Origin of the sequence: Paraburkholderia sp. HD33-4 (genome assembly GCF_021390635.1) — a bacterium.
In the GTDB taxonomy this organism is placed as follows: domain Bacteria; phylum Pseudomonadota; class Gammaproteobacteria; order Burkholderiales; family Burkholderiaceae; genus Paraburkholderia.
In genome coordinates this window covers 4358866-4374965 of the sequence record NZ_JAJEJS010000001.1, presented here as the reverse complement: position 1 = coordinate 4374965, position 16100 = coordinate 4358866, and the positions used below count along the sequence as shown (strand labels likewise).

Below are 16100 nucleotides of genomic sequence, written 5' to 3'. Positions count from 1 at the left end.
TTAGTTAACCTGAAGATAGGGCAGGCCGATGAATCGGGAAGTACTCGCCATCCGCCATGTGCACTTCGAGGATCTGGGCAGTCTCGAGCTCGTCCTCGGCGAGCGCGGCCGTCCGGTCCGTTATCTCGATGTGGGCGTCGGCCGTATCGAGGCGCCCAATCCGGTTTCGGCGTCGCTGATGGTCGTGCTCGGGGGTCCCATCAGCGCGACCGACGACGCGCTGTACCCGACGCTTGCGCCGCTGCTGTCGTTGATCGAAAAGCGCATCGCGGCCGGTCTGCCGACACTCGGCATCTGCCTCGGCGCACAGCTGATCGCGCGCGCGCTCGGGGCGCGCGTCTACCCGGCGGCTCAGGGCGAACTCGGCTGGACGCCGCTCTCGCTGACCGATGCGGGCCGCGCCTCGCCACTGCGTCACCTCGATGGCGCTCATACGTCGATGCTGCATTGGCACGGCGATACCTTCGATCTGCCCGCCAACGCAACCCGTCTGGCGTCGACGCCGGCTTGCGAGAATCAGGCCTTCGCATGGGGCGATCACGTGCTGGGCTTGCAGTGTCATCCGGAGATCCGCACCGATCGGTTCGAGCCCTGGCTGATTGGGAATGCGAATGAACTGTCCGGCCACGGCATCGACGCGCGTCGGTTGCGCGCCGACACCGCTCGATACGGCCCCGCGCTGGAAGCCGCCGCGTGCCGCATGTTCGGCGAATGGCTCGATCAGGTCGAGACGAAAGTCTGAATGGCTAGCCGATTGGCGACCTGAGCGGCCAATCTGGTGCCACGTTCATGCAGTAAACCGCGTGCGGTGCTATTCTCGATCGCTCTCGGGCTTTCACTGGACAAAATCCATGAGCGCGCTTTTTTCTCCGCTCACGCTGCGTAGCGTGACGCTTCCCAATCGTATCGTCGTCTCCCCGATGTGCCAGTACTCCGCCGAACGCGGCGAAGCGACCGCATGGCACATGATTCACCTCGGCGGTCTCGCACTCTCCGGCGCGGGCATGTTGTGCATCGAAGCGACCGCCGTCGAGCCGGAGGGCCGCATTACGCCCGGCGATCTCGGTTTGTGGGACGACGCGACCGAAGAAGCGCTCGTGCCGGTGCTGGCCGCGATCCGCAAGCATTCGCATATCAACGTGACGATGCAACTGGCGCACGCGGGTCGCAAGGCGTCCAGCCATGTGCCGTGGGAAGGCGGCCAGCTGATTCCGGTGTCGCAAGGGGGGTGGCTACCGCATGCGCCGTCGGCGCTGCCGCACAAGCCGGGCGAGGAGCCGCCGCTCGCGCTCGATGTCACCGGCCTGAACCGGATTCGCGAGGCGTTCGCCGCGTCCGCCCGGCGCGCCGCGCGCCTTGGCATCGACGCGCTCGAATTGCATGCCGCGCACGGCTATCTTCTGCATCAATTCCTGTCGCCGATCGCAAATCAGCGCACCGACGACTATGGCGGCTCGCTCGAAAACCGCATGCGTTTCCCGCTCGAAATCTTCGATATCGTGCGTGCTGCATTCCCGGCCGACAAACCGGTCGGCGTGCGCGTTTCGGCGACTGACTGGGTCGAAGGCGGCTGGACGCTCGAAGACACGATCGCGTTTGCGCACGAACTGGAAAAGCGCGGCTGCGACTGGATCGACGTGTCGTCGGGTGGTGTCTCGCCGCTGCAGAAAATTCCCCTCGAGCCGGGCTATCAGATTCCGTTCGCGAAGGCGGTCAAGCACGCAACCGGTCTGACGACGATCGGCGTCGGGCTCATCACCGACCCGTTGCATGCCGAGCAACTGATCGAAGCGGGCGATGCCGATCTGATCGCGCTGGCTCGCGCGCTGCTCTACAACCCGCGCTGGCCGTGGCACGCGGCCGCTAACCTCGGCGCGAACGTGGAAGCGCCGCCGCAGTACTGGCGTTCGCAACCGCGCGAGCAGAAAGCGCTGTTCGGCGACATTACGTTCGGTCAACGGTGACGCCCGTCGCAGGTTGAACAAACGCATCGGCTGACGGTTGAAGGAAGCCGTCGACAGCGTGTACGATGCCGGTTGTGGCGCGATGCGCGTCGCAAGTCGACGCGGCGCTCGCAAGGCGCCGCGTTTGCTATTCGCGTCAGAAAAGGCCGCGCGCAAGACGCGCCTGACGATTGCCAGACTCGATTCCCCAGTTCTTCACAAGGATTCATTCAATGAATTCACGCAGGATCGCCGTGCGCCGTTCGGGTGTGCACGGCAAAGGCGTGTTTGCTCTCGAACCGATCGCCGCCGGCGAGCGACTGATCGAATACAAGGGCGAGCGGATTACCTGGAAAGAGGCGTTGCGCCGTCATCCGCATAATCCGGCTGAACCGAATCACACGTTTTATTTCGCGCTGGATAACGGCAAGGTCATCGACGGCAAGGTGAACGGCAATAGCGCGCGCTGGATCAATCATTCATGCGCGCCGAACTGCGAAGCCGAGGAAGTCGACGGGCACGTGTACGTGCATGCGCTGCGCGATATCGCGGAGGGCGAGGAAGTTTTCTACGACTACGGCCTCGTGATCGATGCGCGGCAGACGAAGAAGCTGAAAAAGGAATACGAATGCCGCTGCGGCGCGCGCAAGTGCCGTGGCACGATGCTGGCGCCGCCGCCAAAAGCCAAGGGAGCCGGCAAGTCGGATAAGGGTGCCGACAAGGCGGAGAAGTCGAGCAAATCGGCGAAGAAATCGAAGAAGAAATGAGCCCCTGCCCAGCGCCCGGCATGAGCTGTCTGCGCCGATCGAAGCGCTGAGGCGACCGCCGACCTGGCAGCCGGGCAAACCTTCTACAAATCGACCGGCGCCGAGTGCGCCGGTTTCTTCGTGGCGCGCCGCGCGTTGGCGTCGTTGGCGGGGGCAGCGCCTGCGGACGCACCGGGCGGAAGCAATGGAATCCGCGCGATAAACCTTGCGCCTCCCTCCGGCGCGTCCTCGTAATGCACGCTGCCATGATGCAGCACCATGATGTCGTGGACGATCGCGAGGCCCAGACCGGCGCCGCTGTCGACGCCCGCCTCGGCTTGCCCGTCGCCGCGGAAGAACCGCTTGAACAGATCCGCCTGCTGCGAACGCGGCACGCCCGGCCCGTTGTCTTCGACGACGATCTCGGCCATGCGCAGATCGTCGATCAAGGTCTGCGACACCGTCACGGTGATACGCCCGCCGTCGGCCCGCGAGGGCGGCACATACTTCAGCGCGTTATCGAGCAGATTCGCGATCACTTCATGCAGCAGCACCGGGTTGCCGCGCGCCATCAGCGGATCGTCGTTCGACGGATCGTCGAGGCGCTGGAAGCCGAGGTCCACGTGCACCGCGAGCGCACGCGGCACCCATTCGGCGCCGGTGTCGAACGCGAGCGCGGCCATGTCGACATTGACAAAACGGGCAGCCTGTTCGCCCGGCTCGGCGCGCGCGAGGGACAGCAGTTGGTTCGACAGTCGCACGGCGCGATCGGCTGCGGCGCGCAGTTCGCGCACGGCGGCAAGGGTCTGCTGCGGATCGCGCGCGACGACGGCCTGCTCTGCATGCAGCTTGACCGCGGTGAGCGGTGTGCGCAGCTGATGCGCGGCATCGGCGATGAATTTGCGTTGCGCATCGAGGGCGGCTTTCAGACGATCGAGCAGCGCGTTCAGCGCGCCCGTCAGCGGACGGATTTCGACCGGAACATAGGTTTCGTCGACCGGTTCGAGGGACGTGTGCGTTTGCCGGTTCAGCGAATCGGCGAGCGCGGTCAGCGGATTGAGCTGCTGATTGACGACGCGCCACACGATTACCCAGCCGGCTAGCAGCAGCAGCAATAACGGCATCATGATCGCGACGAGGAATTCGGCGGCGATGCGGAAGCGGTGATGCACGGGCTGGCCGACTTCGACGACGATCGGATTGCCGCTCGACTGTTCGACGCGTACCTGTGCGACCCGTACGGTCACGCCTTCGTGCTGCGTCTCGAACACGTACGCGTAATGCATGCGGCGCACGTTGGTGCCTTGCAGCGGCAGATTGTTGTCGCCGGCGATTTCGGTGTCGCCGGTGCTGATCCGGTACACCAGATGTTCGACCGGATCGGAGAACATCGCCTGCGCGAGCGGCGGCACGGTGATCGGCGCTTCCGGGCCGGCAATCTGGATCTGCTTGGAGATCGCGGTCGCGAGGTCCGCGAGCGAACGGTCGACCACGTGCTGCGTGTACTGCCAGGCGAGCCAGTAGGCGATCAGGCCACTCATCAGCGCGAGCAGCGACAGGGGAGCAGCGAGGCGCCGCAACAGCGTGCGGCGCAGACTATTGGCGGCCGGCTGGTGCATGATCGTACGCGCGGGAAAGTTGTAACTGCGGTGGCAACGGCGCGAAGCGCCTTGAGACAGACCGGCTGCCGGCACGGCGCGCGGCGGGCACAGCCGGTCCGCGGCGCCGGTCCGGCGCCGTCAGGCCGCGGCGCAATGCGCGGCCTTCACGGCGATTATGCGGCCTGGCGGATTTCCTGCAACAGATAGCCAAAACCACGCACGGTGACGATTTCGACACGGCAGTTCTCGAGCTTCTTGCGCACACGGTGCACGTAGACTTCGATCGCGGTATCGCCGAGATCGCCGCCGAAGTGCGTTAGGTGGTCCTGCAGTTGCGCCTTGCTGACGACGCGGCCGTGACGCAGCAGCAGCATTTCGAGCACCGCGAATTCGCGCGGCGACAGTTCGAGCGGTTTGTCGTCGTTGAAGATGCGGCGATCGACGCCCGACAGCCGCACGCCACCCAGCGACACTTCCGGACGCGGCATATCGCCGTGCGGACCGCTGCGGCGCATCACCGCGCGAATGCGCGCTTCGAGCTCGGCCGGTTCGAACGGCTTCAGCATGTAGTCGTCGGCGCCCGAGTTCAGGCCTTGCACGCGGTCGTTCAGTTCGTCGCGCGCGGTCAGGATGATCACCGGCGTGTGACGGTTGCTCTGGCGGAAACGCGACAGCAGCGTCATGCCGTCGATGCCCGGCAGACCCAGATCGAGGATCACGAGTTCGTGGCGGTTTTGCGTGAGGGCCTGCTCGGCAAAGATGCCGTCATGGACCATGTCGACTGTGAAGCCGGCTTGTTCGAGACTGCTTTGGATGCCGCGTGCGATGGGGCGGTCATCTTCGATCAGAAGGAGTCGCATGGATTTCGCTCAAGTACAATGGGTTTAGGCGTTTGGGCAAGCGGTTCGCCAGGGCGCCTGCTACACAGCCAGCGTGCGAAGCGGCGGCTAACGCCCCACCAGGCAGCTGTCGAACCGACTCGAAGCGCCGTGCCAGTCATCACGAAGCCATGTCCGAGATCAGCATTCACGAACTGGAAGCCGCAATCAACTTCTGGCGCGCCCGCTCACCTTCAAGCGGCGACGAACACGTTCTGTGCAAGGAGGCAAGCGCGCTCTCCAAGCCGTATGCGCTGCTGATTGTACAGCGTCAGCAGTCGCTATCACTCGATCGTTTCGACCCGATTGCCAGGCAGGCTTGGGAAGCTTACGTTCAACTTAAGAATAGCCTGTAGAACTGAAGGTTTGACCAGGGAATTGCCTGCATTGTCCTTTCATTGTGGCCTGATTACGCGGCAAGCTGTGTATAAACACGCATAAACGCCCGTAATTATTTGTATTACATAGAAATACTGTCGATGAATGTGGCGAGCGCGATGTCGCGTTCGGTCACGCCGTTCGCTTCGTGGGTCGATAGCGTGATGTCGACTTTGTTGTACACGTTGAACCACTCCGGATGGTGATCCATCTCCTGCGCCTTGATCGCGATGCGCGTCATGAAGCCGAACGCCTCGTTGAAGTCGGCGAACTCGAATGTCCGGCGAATCGCGTCACGCCCCGCCGCGTTTTGCCAGCGATTCAGTTTTGCCAGTTGCTGGGTGCGTTCGTCGGAAGTCAGTTTCTGAATCATGGTATTTGTTACCTCGCTGATCGAACACGCTGCGCCGGCAGGCGGGGCGAATCCGTTATTTTTTCACGATTGCTCAATGCTCGCCTCACGCCGGGCCGGGTCGATTTGCGGCGGCTTCACCTTCAGACGTCGCCGCTGGCGAGCCAGCCGTCGCGGGTTCCACGTGTGATCACGCAGTCGCCGTCGAATACGTCGCCCGCCGCGTAGGCGGGTGCATTGGCGAGCTTTGTCAGCAGCGGCGCGAAGTCGGTTTGTGCGACGCCGAACAGTTGCGCGAAGTCATCGATGACGAAGTAGGTTTTCTGGAACGTATCGATGCGATAACGCGTGCGCATCACGCGTTCGAGCGCGAAGCCGAGCCGGTTCGGCGCCGCGCTTTGCTGGCTGTATAGCGTCTCGGTCTTGCTCGAGACGATGCCTGCGCCATAGATCTTCACGCCGTTCGGACTCGCGGCATCGCGGATCAGCCCGAACTCCACTGTGTACCAATAGAGCCGCGCGAGCAGCGGCAACGCGCCCGCGTCATTGGCAGCGAGCGCGGCGCGGCCGTACGCGTGCATGTAGTCGGCGAATACCGGGTTGATCAGCAGCGGCACATGGCCGAATAGGTCGTGAAAGCAGTCGGGCTCCTGCAGGTAGTCGAGCTGGTCGGGGCGACGCATCCACCAGGTGACCGGAAAGCGGCGATTCGCCAGATGCTCGAAGAACACCTGGTCCGGCACGAGGCCGGGCACCGCGACGATGCGCCAGCCTGTTGCGGGCGTGAGCTTTGCGTTGACGTCGTCGAAGGAGGGCACGCGCTCGGGAGGCAGGCCGATGCGCTCGACGCCCGCGAGGAATTCATCGCAGACACGGCCTTCGAGCAACGCCGTTTGCCGCGCGTACAGTTGTTGCCAGACCGCATGGTCGGCCGTGCCGTAGCGTTCTAGCGCCTGGTCGATCGTAAAGTCGGCGCGGGTCTCGAGACCGGCGTCGAACTGTTCTTTGAGTCTGGCGGTGCTGGCAGTGGACATGGCGAAGCGGCTTTGACAGAGGAATCGCTTGAAATCGGTGAATGCGAGTGTAGAGCGGAGTCTGTGCGGGAAGGGCGCAAGATTGGCGCGTAAGCACGCTTATATGAAATAATCGTGCATCAAATGGTCAATTGATGCGGGATATGCCCATGCTTGAACTCGATCACTTCGATCTCGCGCTGCTCGACGTGCTGCAGCGCTTTGGCCGCGCCACGCATCAGCAACTGGCAGAGCAGGTGCCGCTGTCGCCGTCGCAGATCGGGCGACGCTTGCAGCGGCTGGAACAGGTCGGCGTGGTGGATGGCTATCGCGTCGTGCTGCGGCCCGAAAAGCTCGGGCTCGGCGTCACCGCTTTCACGAGCCTGAAGCTCAAGCATCACGGCGATTCGATCATCGAGCAGTTTCAGCAGCAGATCGACGTGCTGCCCGAAGTGCTCGAATGTCACGCGGTCGTCGGCGATGCCGACTATCTGCTGCGCATCGTCGCGCCGGATCTGAACTACCTGTCGACCTTCGTGATGAAGAAGCTGATGCGCGTGCCGGGTGTCGATAGCGTGCGCTCGAATATCGTGCTGACCACGTTCAAGCGCAATGGGCCGTTGCCGCTCGGGCATCTGGCACCAGGAGCGGCGCCGGTTTGAGGGTTTGAGGCGGTTGCCGGTAGTGGCGACTTACAGGAAGAGGGGGCCGCGCATGCGGTGCCGCGGCCCCTGCGGCGACGCGATCTTTATGCCGCCTGCTTCGGCTCGTCTTCGGCATTCAGCAGATCGACATACGCGACCGGCACCAGATCCGCTTCGGATACGCCGAGGCTCTTGAACATCGCTTGCGCCTCGGCGTGGCCGCCTTCTTCGTCGTCTTCCTGCGCGAGCACCACTTCGAGTTCGACGAAATCGCCGAGACCGTCGACGCGATCCAGATGAATCCGCGTGCGTCCGATCAGATACACGTGCCGCTCTTTCGAGACGATGCCGCGCGTCGTCAGCGCGGTCGCGAGCAGCGCGTGCATCGCTTCGGGGTTCGTTACCGGGCTGCGCGTGTAGTACGACGCCTTCGGGCCGTCGCGGTCGTCGCGCTGGTAGAAGATCAGCTCGGCCGGCGTGCCGTCGTCGAACTGGCGCAGCTTCAGGCGGCCGCGGGGCACGTCGTAGAAAAAGTCTTGCTGGCGGAAGATCAGCGGCGCGTCCGTCGCGAGCTGCGCGGCGCGCTCGCGCAGTTGGTCGAAATGCTGGGCGCGGGCTTTGATTTCGATGTTGCGTGCCATGTCAGGCTCCTGTGGTTGGGCGCAGTGATCGGCGGCTTCCGGGATTGCGGGGGATGCCGGGGAGAAGCCGAGGGAAGGACGAAGTCAGGCGGAACGGGAAGCGGTGCGACGGCGTTGCGCGAGCACAAACCGACAATCTAGCAAAAACTTCGTGACGGAGCGGTTTCAGCTCGGCGGGGAGGCGAGACAGGGCGGGCATTAGCGAGACTCATATCGCAATGCGTCAGAGCGTCCCCCTCAAATCGCCCACTGCTGTTCGATCAGCTTCAACGCCGCCGCGATCGCCGGCTCGTTTTTACGCTCGTCGAGCGTGATGAAGCTCAACTGCGTCGGCACCGTGATGCCATCGACGATCGTGAGCGCGTGCGCATGCGCCTCGGCGATTGCGGTCGCGTCGCGGGCAAGTGTGAGACCGACGCCCGACTTGACCAGATCGAGCATCGACGGCTCCTGGTCCACCTCGGCCACCTTGACGGGCTTTACGCCCGCCTCGCCGAAACAGCGTGACAGCAGCCGGTTGTGCGCGGACGCCGGCGGGGTCCAGATCCACGGCAGAGCCGCGAGCGAGCGCCAGTCCCGCGCACCCTTCACGCGATCTTTCCAGCCCGCCGGCGCGAGCACGCGATACTGGAAATGCGTGAGCGTGACCGCGTGAAAGGTGGCGCCGTCGCGGGTGTCGTCGTCGGATGGCAGGCCGATGTAATAGCCGACGTCGAGCTCGCCCGCGCGAATCTGCTCGCGCACCCAGCCCGACATGCCGTGGCGCAGAGCGGTTTCGATTTGCGGCCAGGTCTCGACCAGCTGCTTCAGGAAGCCGCCGAGGCGCAGAAACTCCGGGTCGAGAATCGTGCCGATGCGCAGCCGCCCGCGCACTTCCTGGCGAAGCGATTGCGCGGCGCGCTCCACGTCGGCTGCCGCGCCGAGCGCGCGTTCGGCGTGCGGCAGCAGCGCCTGGCCGTCGCGCGTCAGCGCGAGCCCGTGCGAAGTCCGCGTGAACAGCGTCACGCCGAGCGTCTCCTGCAGGTGCTTGATCTGCAGGCTGACGGCAGGTTGGGTCAGATGCAGTTGCACCGCGGCACGCGTGAGGTTGCCCTCGCGCGCGACGGTGACGAAGGCCCTAAGCAGAGTCAGATCCATATCTTGATATTAGCGCGGCTTATAGCTCAGTTGAGCAATACTCATTGGATTTGTCGCCTATGAGCGCCGTACGCTTGGCGTTCGACACACGCTTGCGCGCTCGGCATCGAGGCGCGAAGCGGAAGAGATTTCACAGGAAAGAGGAACGAGATGAGCGAGACATATCCCGACGCAATCGTCCAGAACGAAGCCGCACGCGGCGCGGCGAGTGCACCCGCGCTGAGCCATTTCATCAACGGCAAGACCGTCGAAGGTACGAGCGGGCGCTTCGGCGACGTCTTCAATCCGGCGCTCGGCAGCGTCAGCGTGCGCGTGCCGCTCGCGAGCGTCGCCGAGGTGGACGCCGCGGTTTCCGCCGCCAAAGCCGCGTTTCCCGCCTGGAGCGACACCGCGCCGATCAAACGCGCGCGGGTGCTGTTCAAGTTCAAGGAATTGCTCGACCGTCACCACGACGAACTCGCGGAGCTGATCACGCGCGAGCACGGCAAGGTATTTTCCGATGCAAAGGGCGAGGTGATGCGCGGCATCGAAATCGTCGAATTCGCATGCGGCATCCCCAATCTGCTGAAGACCGATTTCACCGATCAGATCGGCGGCGGCATCGACAACTGGAATCTGCGGCAGCCGCTCGGCGTGGTCGCGGGCATCACCCCGTTCAATTTCCCGATGATGGTGCCGTGCTGGATGTTCCCGGTCGCGATCGCGTGCGGCAACACTTTCGTGCTGAAACCGTCCGAACGCGATCCGTCCGCGTCGAACCGGCTCGCCGAACTGCTGAAGGAAGCGGGCCTGCCCGACGGTGTGTTCAACGTCGTGCACGGCGACAAGGTAGCGGTCGATGCGCTGCTCGTGCATCCTGAGGTGAGCGCGCTGTCGTTCGTCGGCTCGACGCCGATCGCGGAATACATCTACACGGAAGGCACGAAGCACGGCAAGCGCGTGCAGGCGTTGGGCGGTGCCAAGAATCACCTCGTCGTGATGCCCGACGCGGATCTGGACCAGGCGGTCGACGCACTGATCGGCGCCGCTTACGGCTCGGCCGGCGAGCGCTGCATGGCGATCTCGGTGGCGGTCGCGGTGGGGCATATCGCCGACGAGCTGATCGAGCGTCTGACGCCGCGCGTGAAGAGCCTGAAGATCCTCAACGGCATGGAAGCGGCAGCCGAGATGGGGCCGCTCGTCACAGGCACCCATCGCGACAAGGTGGTCGGTTATATCGACGCCGGCGTCGCCGCGGGCGCGAAGCTGGTCGTCGATGGCCGCGGTCATCAGGTCGCCGGGCACGAGAAGGGCTTCTTCCTCGGCGGCACGCTATTCGATGACGTTTCGCCCGACATGAAGATCTACCGCGAGGAGATTTTCGGACCGGTGCTGTGCGTCGTGCGCGTGCCGGACTTTGCCTCCGCGGTCGAGCTGATCAACGCGAATCAGTTTGCGAACGGCGTGTCGCTGTTCACGTCCGACGGCGGCGTTGCGCGCGCGTTTTCACGGCAGATCGAGATCGGCATGGTCGGCATCAACGTGCCGATTCCGGTGCCGATGGCATGGCACTCGTTCGGCGGCTGGAAGAAGTCGCTATTTGGCGATCATCACGCGTACGGCGAGGAAGGCGTGCGGTTTTACACGCGCTACAAGAGCATCATGCAGCGCTGGCCCGACAGCATCGCGAAGGGCGCCGAATTCACGATGCCGGTCGCCAAATAAGCTGGCGGCTTTGCGCGGCATCAGGCCGGCAGGCGCACCAGCAAAACAATAAGAGCGCGTCGCGGCGCAAGCCTGGAAGCAATTGAGCCTCCACGTTTGCGCCGCAGAAATGCTTAGGAGACTGAACGATGGGTCATACCGACAGTACCCCTCGCGCCGCTCGGCGGCTCGAAGGCGAGTTCGACTACGTCATCGTCGGCGCGGGCACCGCGGGCTGCGTGCTGGCGAACCGGCTCACCGAAGATCCCGACGTCCAGGTGCTGCTGCTCGAAGCCGGCGGCAAAGACGACTACCACTGGATTCACGTGCCGGTCGGCTACCTGTATTGCATCGGCAATCCGCGTACGGACTGGCTGTACAAGACCCAGGCCGAGCCGGGTCTGAATGGCCGCACGCTTTCGTATCCACGTGGGCGTGTGCTCGGCGGCAGTTCGTCGATCAACGGCATGATCTACATGCGAGGCCAGCGCGAAGACTACGACGAGTGGGCGCGCGTAACGAACGACAGCACGTGGTCATGGAACGCGGTGCTGCCGGTCTTCAAGCGCAGCGAGGATCACCACGGCGGCGCCAACGAAGCGCACGGCGCGGGCGGACCCTGGCGCGTCGAAAAGCAGCGACTCAAATGGAAGATTCTCGAGGAGTTCGCGAAAGCCGCGCAACAAACGGGCATTCCCGCCACCGACGATTTCAATCGCGGCGACAACAGCGGCGTCGGCTACTTCGACGTCAATCAGAAGCGCGGCATTCGCTGGAATGCGTCGAAGGCATTTTTGCGGCCTGCGCTGAAGCGCGGGAATCTCACGGTCATTACCGGTGCCCACACGCAGCGCGTCGTGTTCGATGGCCGGCGCTGCACCGGTGTCGAATATCGTGGCGGGGACGTCGAATATCTCGCCAAAGCGCGTTGCGAAGTGATCCTTTGCGCGGGCGCGGTCAACTCGCCGCAATTGCTCGAGTTATCTGGCGTCGGCGATGGTGCGCGTCTGCAGAATCTCGGTATCGAGGTCGTTCAGGATCTGCGCGGCGTCGGCGAAAATCTGCAGGACCATCTGCAACTGCGCATGGCGTACCAGGTGCAGGGCGTGCGCACGCTGAATACGATGTCCGCGCATTGGTGGGGCAAGCTGAAGATCGGCATCCAGTACGCGTTGTTTCAAAGCGGACCGATGTCGATGTCGCCGTCGCAACTCGGCGCGTTCGCGAAGTCCGACGCGGACGATCGCTCGCTCGCGCGACCCGATCTCGAGTATCACGTGCAGCCTTTGTCGCTCGATCGCTTCGGCGAACCGCTGCATCGCTTCAATGCGTTCACGGCTTCGGTGTGTCAGTTGCGGCCCACCTCGCGCGGCAGCATTCATATAGCGTCGGCCGATGCTTGCGCGCCACCGTTGATCGCGCCGAATTATCTGTCGACCGAGTACGACCGCCACGTCGCCGCGAACGCGCTGCGTCTCACGCGTCGCATCGTCGCGGCGCCCGCTCTCGCGCGCTATCAGCCGCGGGAGATCCTGCCGGGCCTCCAGTATCAGAGTGAAGAAGAATTGCAGCAGGCCGCGGGCGCGGTCGGCACGACGATCTTCCATCCGGTCGGCACCTGCCGCATGGGCACGAGCGACGATCCCGCCGCGGTCGTCGACAACCGGCTACGGGTTATCGGAGTCGAAGGCCTGCGTGTCGTCGATGCGTCGGTGATGCCCAACATCACCTCGGGCAACACCAATTCGCCTACGCTGATGATCGCCGAGCGCGCGAGCGACATGATTCGCGAGGATCGTCGCGCGCGCGTGAGCGGCAGCATGGCCGCGCAAACGGGTGTCTTCGCTTCGATGTCGGCTGTGTGACATGCATGCGTGACATGCGTAGTGAGCGTATCGGTCATGTTTTCCGCCGCATACGTGAAGCGTGCGAACCGTGCGTCACGTGCGCACGGCGCGGGCCTCGTTCACTAAGTGCAAATCCCAATGAATGCGCTGCATCATTGGGGCGACAATGGCAGCCATGCTGCGTGCCGCGTCATGGATCACCGTCCGGATTGGTGCAGCACGCCAACGAGCGGCAAGGGGTGCCGCCAAAATAACAAGTCGCGCAGAGCTTAGCGCGGAAAGATCGTAGTGCTTCGCCTTACTCCGTATGGAAGGGAACATGATTCTCGGCGATACGATTCTCGAAACTCGCGGCCTCACCCGTGAGTTCAAAGGCTTTGTCGCCGTGAACGGCGTGAACCTGCGCGTGCGCCGTGGCTCGATCCATGCGCTGATCGGCCCCAATGGAGCGGGCAAAACCACCTGCTTCAATCTGCTCACCAAATTTCTCGAACCCACCGCGGGTCAGATCGTTTTCAACGGCGTCGACATCACCAGTGAACGTCCCGCCCAGATCGCGCGGCGGGGCATCATTCGTTCGTTCCAGATTTCCGCGGTATTTCCGCATCTGACGGCATTGCAGAACGTGCGCATCGGTTTGCAGCGTTCGCTCGGCACCGCGTTTCACTTCTGGAAGAGCGAACGTACGCTACAGCGTCTGGACGATCGCGCGATGGATCTGCTGACCCAGGTCGGCCTGACCGATTTCGCCGATGTGTTGACCGTCGAACTCGCGTACGGCCGCAAGCGCGCGCTCGAAATCGCGACCACCCTCGCGATGGAGCCGGAGCTGATGCTGCTCGACGAACCGACGCAAGGCATGGGTCATGAGGATGTCGACCGAGTGACCGCGCTGATCAAGAAAGTATCGGCGGGCCGCACGATTCTGATGGTCGAGCACAATATGAACGTGATCGCCGGTATCTCCGACACGATCACCGTGCTGCAACGGGGCGAAGTGCTCGCCGAGGGCAGCTACGCGGAAGTGTCGAAGAATCCGCTCGTGATGCAAGCCTACATGGGCAGCGCCGACGCGGCGCTCGCCGGAGCCCACGCATGAATACGACGGTCGAGCGCGAAGGCCTCGAAGCGAACGAAACGAAAAGCGGCGCACCCGCGCTGGAAATCGCGGGCCTGCAAGCCTGGTACGGGGAATCCCACATTCTGCACGGCGTCGATCTGTCTGTCGGCCGCGGCGAGGTCGTGACGCTGCTCGGACGCAATGGCGCGGGCCGCACCACGACGCTGCGCGCGATCATGGGTCTTACGGGCCGCCGTACCGGCTCGATCCGCATCGACGGACGCGAGACGATCGGCCTGCCCACGCATCGCATCGCGCATTGCGGCATCGGCTATTGCCCGGAAGAGCGCGGCATTTTTTCGAGCCTGTCGTGCGAGGAAAATCTGCTGCTGCCGCCGACCGTCGGCGACAAGGCGCACATGATGTCGCTCGAGGAAATCTACGCGATGTTCCCGAATCTGCAGGAGCGGCGCATGAGCCAGGGCACGCGACTTTCGGGCGGCGAGCAGCAGATGCTCGCGGTCGCGCGAATTCTGCGCACCGGCGCGAATCTGCTGCTGCTCGACGAGATTTCGGAAGGGCTCGCACCCGTGATCGTGCAGTCGCTCGCACGCATGATCATCACGCTGAAGTCGCGCGGCTACACGATCGTGATGGTCGAGCAGAACTTCCGCTTCGCCGCGCCGCTCGCGGATCGTTTCTATGTGATGGAGCACGGCATGATCGTCGAGCATTTCGGGGCCGGCGAGCTCGAAGGCAAGATGCCTGTGCTGCACGATTTACTGGGCGTATAGACACGGACCCTTTCACGCCCGACTGCCTCTGATAACCACAAGCGAAGAACCAGGAGACACGCATGAAAAAGAATCCACTCGCGCGAATTGCCTCGCTCTGTTTCGCGGTCGCCGCCGGCGCCGCACTGACGCTGGGCAGCGCGCAAGCGGCCGACGATGCCGTGAAGATCGGCTTCATCACGGATTTGTCGGGACTGTACGCGGATATCGACGGGCCGGGCGGACTTGAAGCGATCCGGATGGCGGTCGCCGACTTCGGCGGCAAGGTCAACGGCAAGCCGATCACGGTGCTGTACGCGGATCACCAGAACAAGGCCGACATCGCGGCGTCGCGCGCTCGCGAATGGTTCGACCGCGATGGCGTCGACATGCTGATCGGCGGCACGAACTCGGCGACCGGTCTGTCGATGAATACCGTCGCGGGCGAAAAGCACAAGGTCTACATCAACGTCGGCGCCGGCGCCGATACGCTGACCAACGAGCAATGCACGCCGTACACGATCCACTACGCATATGACACGACCGCGCTCGCGAACGGCACGGGCTCGGCGGTGACGAAGCAGGGCGGCAAGACGTGGTACTTCCTGACGGCAGACTACGCATTCGGCAAGGCGCTCGAAAAAGCGACCTCGGAGGTCGTGAAGGCGAACGGCGGGCAGGTGCTCGGCTCGGTGCGTCATCCGCTGTCGGCGTCGGACTTCTCGTCGTTCCTGCTGCAGGCGCAGGCGTCGAAGGCGCAGATCCTCGGTCTCGCGAACGCGGGCGGCGACACGATCAACTCGATCAAGGCCGCCAAGGAATTCGGCATCACGAAGACGATGAAGCTCGCTGCGCTGCTGATGTTCATCAACGACGTCCATAGCCTCGGTCTGGAAACGACGCAAGGTCTCGTGCTGACCGACAGCTGGTACTGGAACAAGGACGCCGACACCCGCAAGTGGTCGCAGCGCTACTTCGACAAGATGAAGAAGATGCCGTCGAGCCTGCAGGCTGCCGACTACTCGGCGACGATGAACTATCTGAAGGCAGTGCAGGCGGTGGGCTCGACCGATCCGGACAAGGTGATGGCGCAGCTGCGCAAGACCAAGATCGACGACTTCTACGCGAAGGGCTACATCCGCCAGGACGGCAGCATGATCCACGACATGTACCTGATGCAGGTGAAGACGCCGGCCGAATCGAAGGAGCCGTGGGATTACTACAAGATCATGGCGACGATTCCGGGCGATCAGGCCTTCACGACCAAGGCGCAGACCCGCTGCGCGCTTTGGAAGTAAGCGCGAACGCGCAGGATGCGGTCAAGGACCGCGCAGACCTGAGAGAACCGTCGGCGGTGCATGGGCACGCGCCGGCGGGTAAGCGTTTCAGATGCCGCACGCGATG

The 16100-nt window shown here is 63.6% G+C and carries 16 protein-coding genes; 10 read left to right on the top strand and 6 right to left on the bottom strand.

The genetic code is table 11. The annotated features are described in order from the left end of the window. Positions 1-28 precede the first annotated feature (28 nt). The 3 genes from L0U84_RS19610 to L0U84_RS19600 all read left to right on the top strand — a co-directional run bounded on the left by L0U84_RS19610 (position 29) and on the right by L0U84_RS19600 (position 2710). Complete coding sequence (locus L0U84_RS19610; RefSeq protein WP_233851828.1) at positions 29-742, top strand: glutamine amidotransferase; 714 nt, start codon at positions 29-31, stop codon at positions 740-742. Positions 743-851: 109 nt separating this feature from the next. Continuing rightward, entirely contained in the window at positions 852-1964 is a 1113-nt protein-coding gene (locus L0U84_RS19605) for an NADH:flavin oxidoreductase/NADH oxidase (RefSeq protein ID WP_233851826.1), read from the top strand. Positions 1965-2176: 212 nt separating this feature from the next. Continuing rightward, the gene (locus tag L0U84_RS19600) at positions 2177-2710 is read left to right on the top strand and encodes an SET domain-containing protein (RefSeq protein ID WP_233851825.1); all 534 of its coding nucleotides are present in this window, start codon (positions 2177-2179) and stop codon (positions 2708-2710) included. An 83-nt stretch (positions 2711-2793) separates the two neighbouring features. On the opposite strand, the gene L0U84_RS19595 is transcribed toward L0U84_RS19600, so the two are convergent. Both L0U84_RS19595 and L0U84_RS19590 read right to left on the bottom strand, forming a co-directional pair. After that, positions 2794-4308, bottom strand: a complete 1515-nt coding sequence (locus L0U84_RS19595) for a sensor histidine kinase (protein WP_233851824.1) — start codon at positions 4306-4308, stop codon at positions 2794-2796. Positions 4309-4463: 155 nt separating this feature from the next. Beyond that, positions 4464-5150, bottom strand: a complete 687-nt coding sequence (locus L0U84_RS19590; RefSeq protein ID WP_013090980.1) for a response regulator — start codon at positions 5148-5150, stop codon at positions 4464-4466. A 149-nt stretch (positions 5151-5299) separates the two neighbouring features. Between L0U84_RS19590 and L0U84_RS19585 the strand changes: the two genes are divergently transcribed. Then, positions 5300-5524 carry a DUF3717 domain-containing protein gene (locus L0U84_RS19585; protein WP_013090979.1) on the top strand — a complete coding sequence of 75 codons (225 nt, stop codon included), beginning with the start codon at positions 5300-5302 and terminating at the stop codon, positions 5522-5524. A gap of 104 nt (positions 5525-5628) precedes the next feature. Here L0U84_RS19585 and L0U84_RS19580 read toward each other — a convergent pair whose 3' ends face one another. Both L0U84_RS19580 and phhA read right to left on the bottom strand, forming a co-directional pair. After that, entirely contained in the window at positions 5629-5940 is a 312-nt protein-coding gene (locus tag L0U84_RS19580) for a 4a-hydroxytetrahydrobiopterin dehydratase (RefSeq protein WP_442794039.1), read from the bottom strand. A gap of 101 nt (positions 5941-6041) precedes the next feature. Next, complete coding sequence (gene phhA / locus L0U84_RS19575) at positions 6042-6932, bottom strand: phenylalanine 4-monooxygenase (protein WP_233851822.1); 891 nt, start codon at positions 6930-6932, stop codon at positions 6042-6044. A 149-nt stretch (positions 6933-7081) separates the two neighbouring features. Between phhA and L0U84_RS19570 the strand changes: the two genes are divergently transcribed. Further along, a complete protein-coding gene (locus tag L0U84_RS19570; RefSeq protein WP_013090976.1) occupies positions 7082-7573 on the top strand; it encodes an Lrp/AsnC family transcriptional regulator in 492 nt (163 codons plus the stop codon). An 86-nt stretch (positions 7574-7659) separates the two neighbouring features. On the opposite strand, the gene L0U84_RS19565 is transcribed toward L0U84_RS19570, so the two are convergent. Continuing rightward, the gene (locus L0U84_RS19565) at positions 7660-8196 is read right to left on the bottom strand and encodes a class IV adenylate cyclase (RefSeq protein ID WP_233851820.1); all 537 of its coding nucleotides are present in this window, start codon (positions 8194-8196) and stop codon (positions 7660-7662) included. Positions 8197-8433: 237 nt separating this feature from the next. Next, complete coding sequence (locus L0U84_RS19560) at positions 8434-9333, bottom strand: LysR family transcriptional regulator (protein ID WP_233851819.1); 900 nt, start codon at positions 9331-9333, stop codon at positions 8434-8436. A gap of 150 nt (positions 9334-9483) precedes the next feature. Here L0U84_RS19560 and L0U84_RS19555 point away from each other — a divergent pair, with 150 nt between their 5' ends. The 5 genes from L0U84_RS19555 (at position 9484) to L0U84_RS19535 (ending at position 15994) form a co-directional block, all read left to right on the top strand. Further along, positions 9484-11037: a CoA-acylating methylmalonate-semialdehyde dehydrogenase gene (locus L0U84_RS19555; protein WP_233851818.1), complete on the top strand. Its 1554-nt coding sequence runs from the start codon at positions 9484-9486 to the stop codon at positions 11035-11037. 128 nt (positions 11038-11165) lie between these two features. Next, a complete protein-coding gene (locus L0U84_RS19550; protein ID WP_233851817.1) occupies positions 11166-12881 on the top strand; it encodes a GMC family oxidoreductase in 1716 nt (571 codons plus the stop codon). 301 nt (positions 12882-13182) lie between these two features. Continuing rightward, a complete protein-coding gene (locus L0U84_RS19545; protein WP_233851815.1) occupies positions 13183-13962 on the top strand; it encodes an ABC transporter ATP-binding protein in 780 nt (259 codons plus the stop codon). Then, positions 13959-14717, top strand: a complete 759-nt coding sequence (locus tag L0U84_RS19540; protein ID WP_233851814.1) for an ABC transporter ATP-binding protein — start codon at positions 13959-13961, stop codon at positions 14715-14717. The genes L0U84_RS19545 and L0U84_RS19540 overlap by 4 nt, the downstream gene beginning before the upstream one ends. A 62-nt stretch (positions 14718-14779) precedes the next feature. Next, positions 14780-15994: an ABC transporter substrate-binding protein gene (locus L0U84_RS19535; RefSeq protein WP_233851813.1), complete on the top strand. Its 1215-nt coding sequence runs from the start codon at positions 14780-14782 to the stop codon at positions 15992-15994. Positions 15995-16100: the final 106 nt, after the last annotated feature.

What these genes read in the sequence shown, in the direction of transcription:
- L0U84_RS19540 (WP_233851814.1), top strand. Translation starts at nt 13,959, where the DNA reads ATGAATACGACGGTCGAGCGCGAAGGCCTCGAAGCGAACGAAACGAAA.
- L0U84_RS19555 (WP_233851818.1), top strand. Translation starts at nt 9,484, where the DNA reads ATGAGCGAGACATATCCCGACGCAATCGTCCAGAACGAAGCCGCACGC.
- L0U84_RS19595 (WP_233851824.1), bottom strand. Translation starts at nt 4,308, where the DNA reads ATGCACCAGCCGGCCGCCAATAGTCTGCGCCGCACGCTGTTGCGGCGC.
- L0U84_RS19600 (WP_233851825.1), top strand. Translation starts at nt 2,177, where the DNA reads ATGAATTCACGCAGGATCGCCGTGCGCCGTTCGGGTGTGCACGGCAAA.
- L0U84_RS19545 (WP_233851815.1), top strand. Translation starts at nt 13,183, where the DNA reads ATGATTCTCGGCGATACGATTCTCGAAACTCGCGGCCTCACCCGTGAG.
- phhA (WP_233851822.1), bottom strand. Translation starts at nt 6,932, where the DNA reads ATGTCCACTGCCAGCACCGCCAGACTCAAAGAACAGTTCGACGCCGGT.
- L0U84_RS19565 (WP_233851820.1), bottom strand. Translation starts at nt 8,196, where the DNA reads ATGGCACGCAACATCGAAATCAAAGCCCGCGCCCAGCATTTCGACCAA.
- L0U84_RS19605 (WP_233851826.1), top strand. Translation starts at nt 852, where the DNA reads ATGAGCGCGCTTTTTTCTCCGCTCACGCTGCGTAGCGTGACGCTTCCC.
- L0U84_RS19585 (WP_013090979.1), top strand. Translation starts at nt 5,300, where the DNA reads ATGTCCGAGATCAGCATTCACGAACTGGAAGCCGCAATCAACTTCTGG.
- L0U84_RS19610 (WP_233851828.1), top strand. Translation starts at nt 29, where the DNA reads ATGAATCGGGAAGTACTCGCCATCCGCCATGTGCACTTCGAGGATCTG.
- L0U84_RS19570 (WP_013090976.1), top strand. Translation starts at nt 7,082, where the DNA reads ATGCTTGAACTCGATCACTTCGATCTCGCGCTGCTCGACGTGCTGCAG.
- L0U84_RS19550 (WP_233851817.1), top strand. Translation starts at nt 11,166, where the DNA reads ATGGGTCATACCGACAGTACCCCTCGCGCCGCTCGGCGGCTCGAAGGC.
- L0U84_RS19560 (WP_233851819.1), bottom strand. Translation starts at nt 9,333, where the DNA reads ATGGATCTGACTCTGCTTAGGGCCTTCGTCACCGTCGCGCGCGAGGGC.
- L0U84_RS19590 (WP_013090980.1), bottom strand. Translation starts at nt 5,150, where the DNA reads ATGCGACTCCTTCTGATCGAAGATGACCGCCCCATCGCACGCGGCATC.
- L0U84_RS19535 (WP_233851813.1), top strand. Translation starts at nt 14,780, where the DNA reads ATGAAAAAGAATCCACTCGCGCGAATTGCCTCGCTCTGTTTCGCGGTC.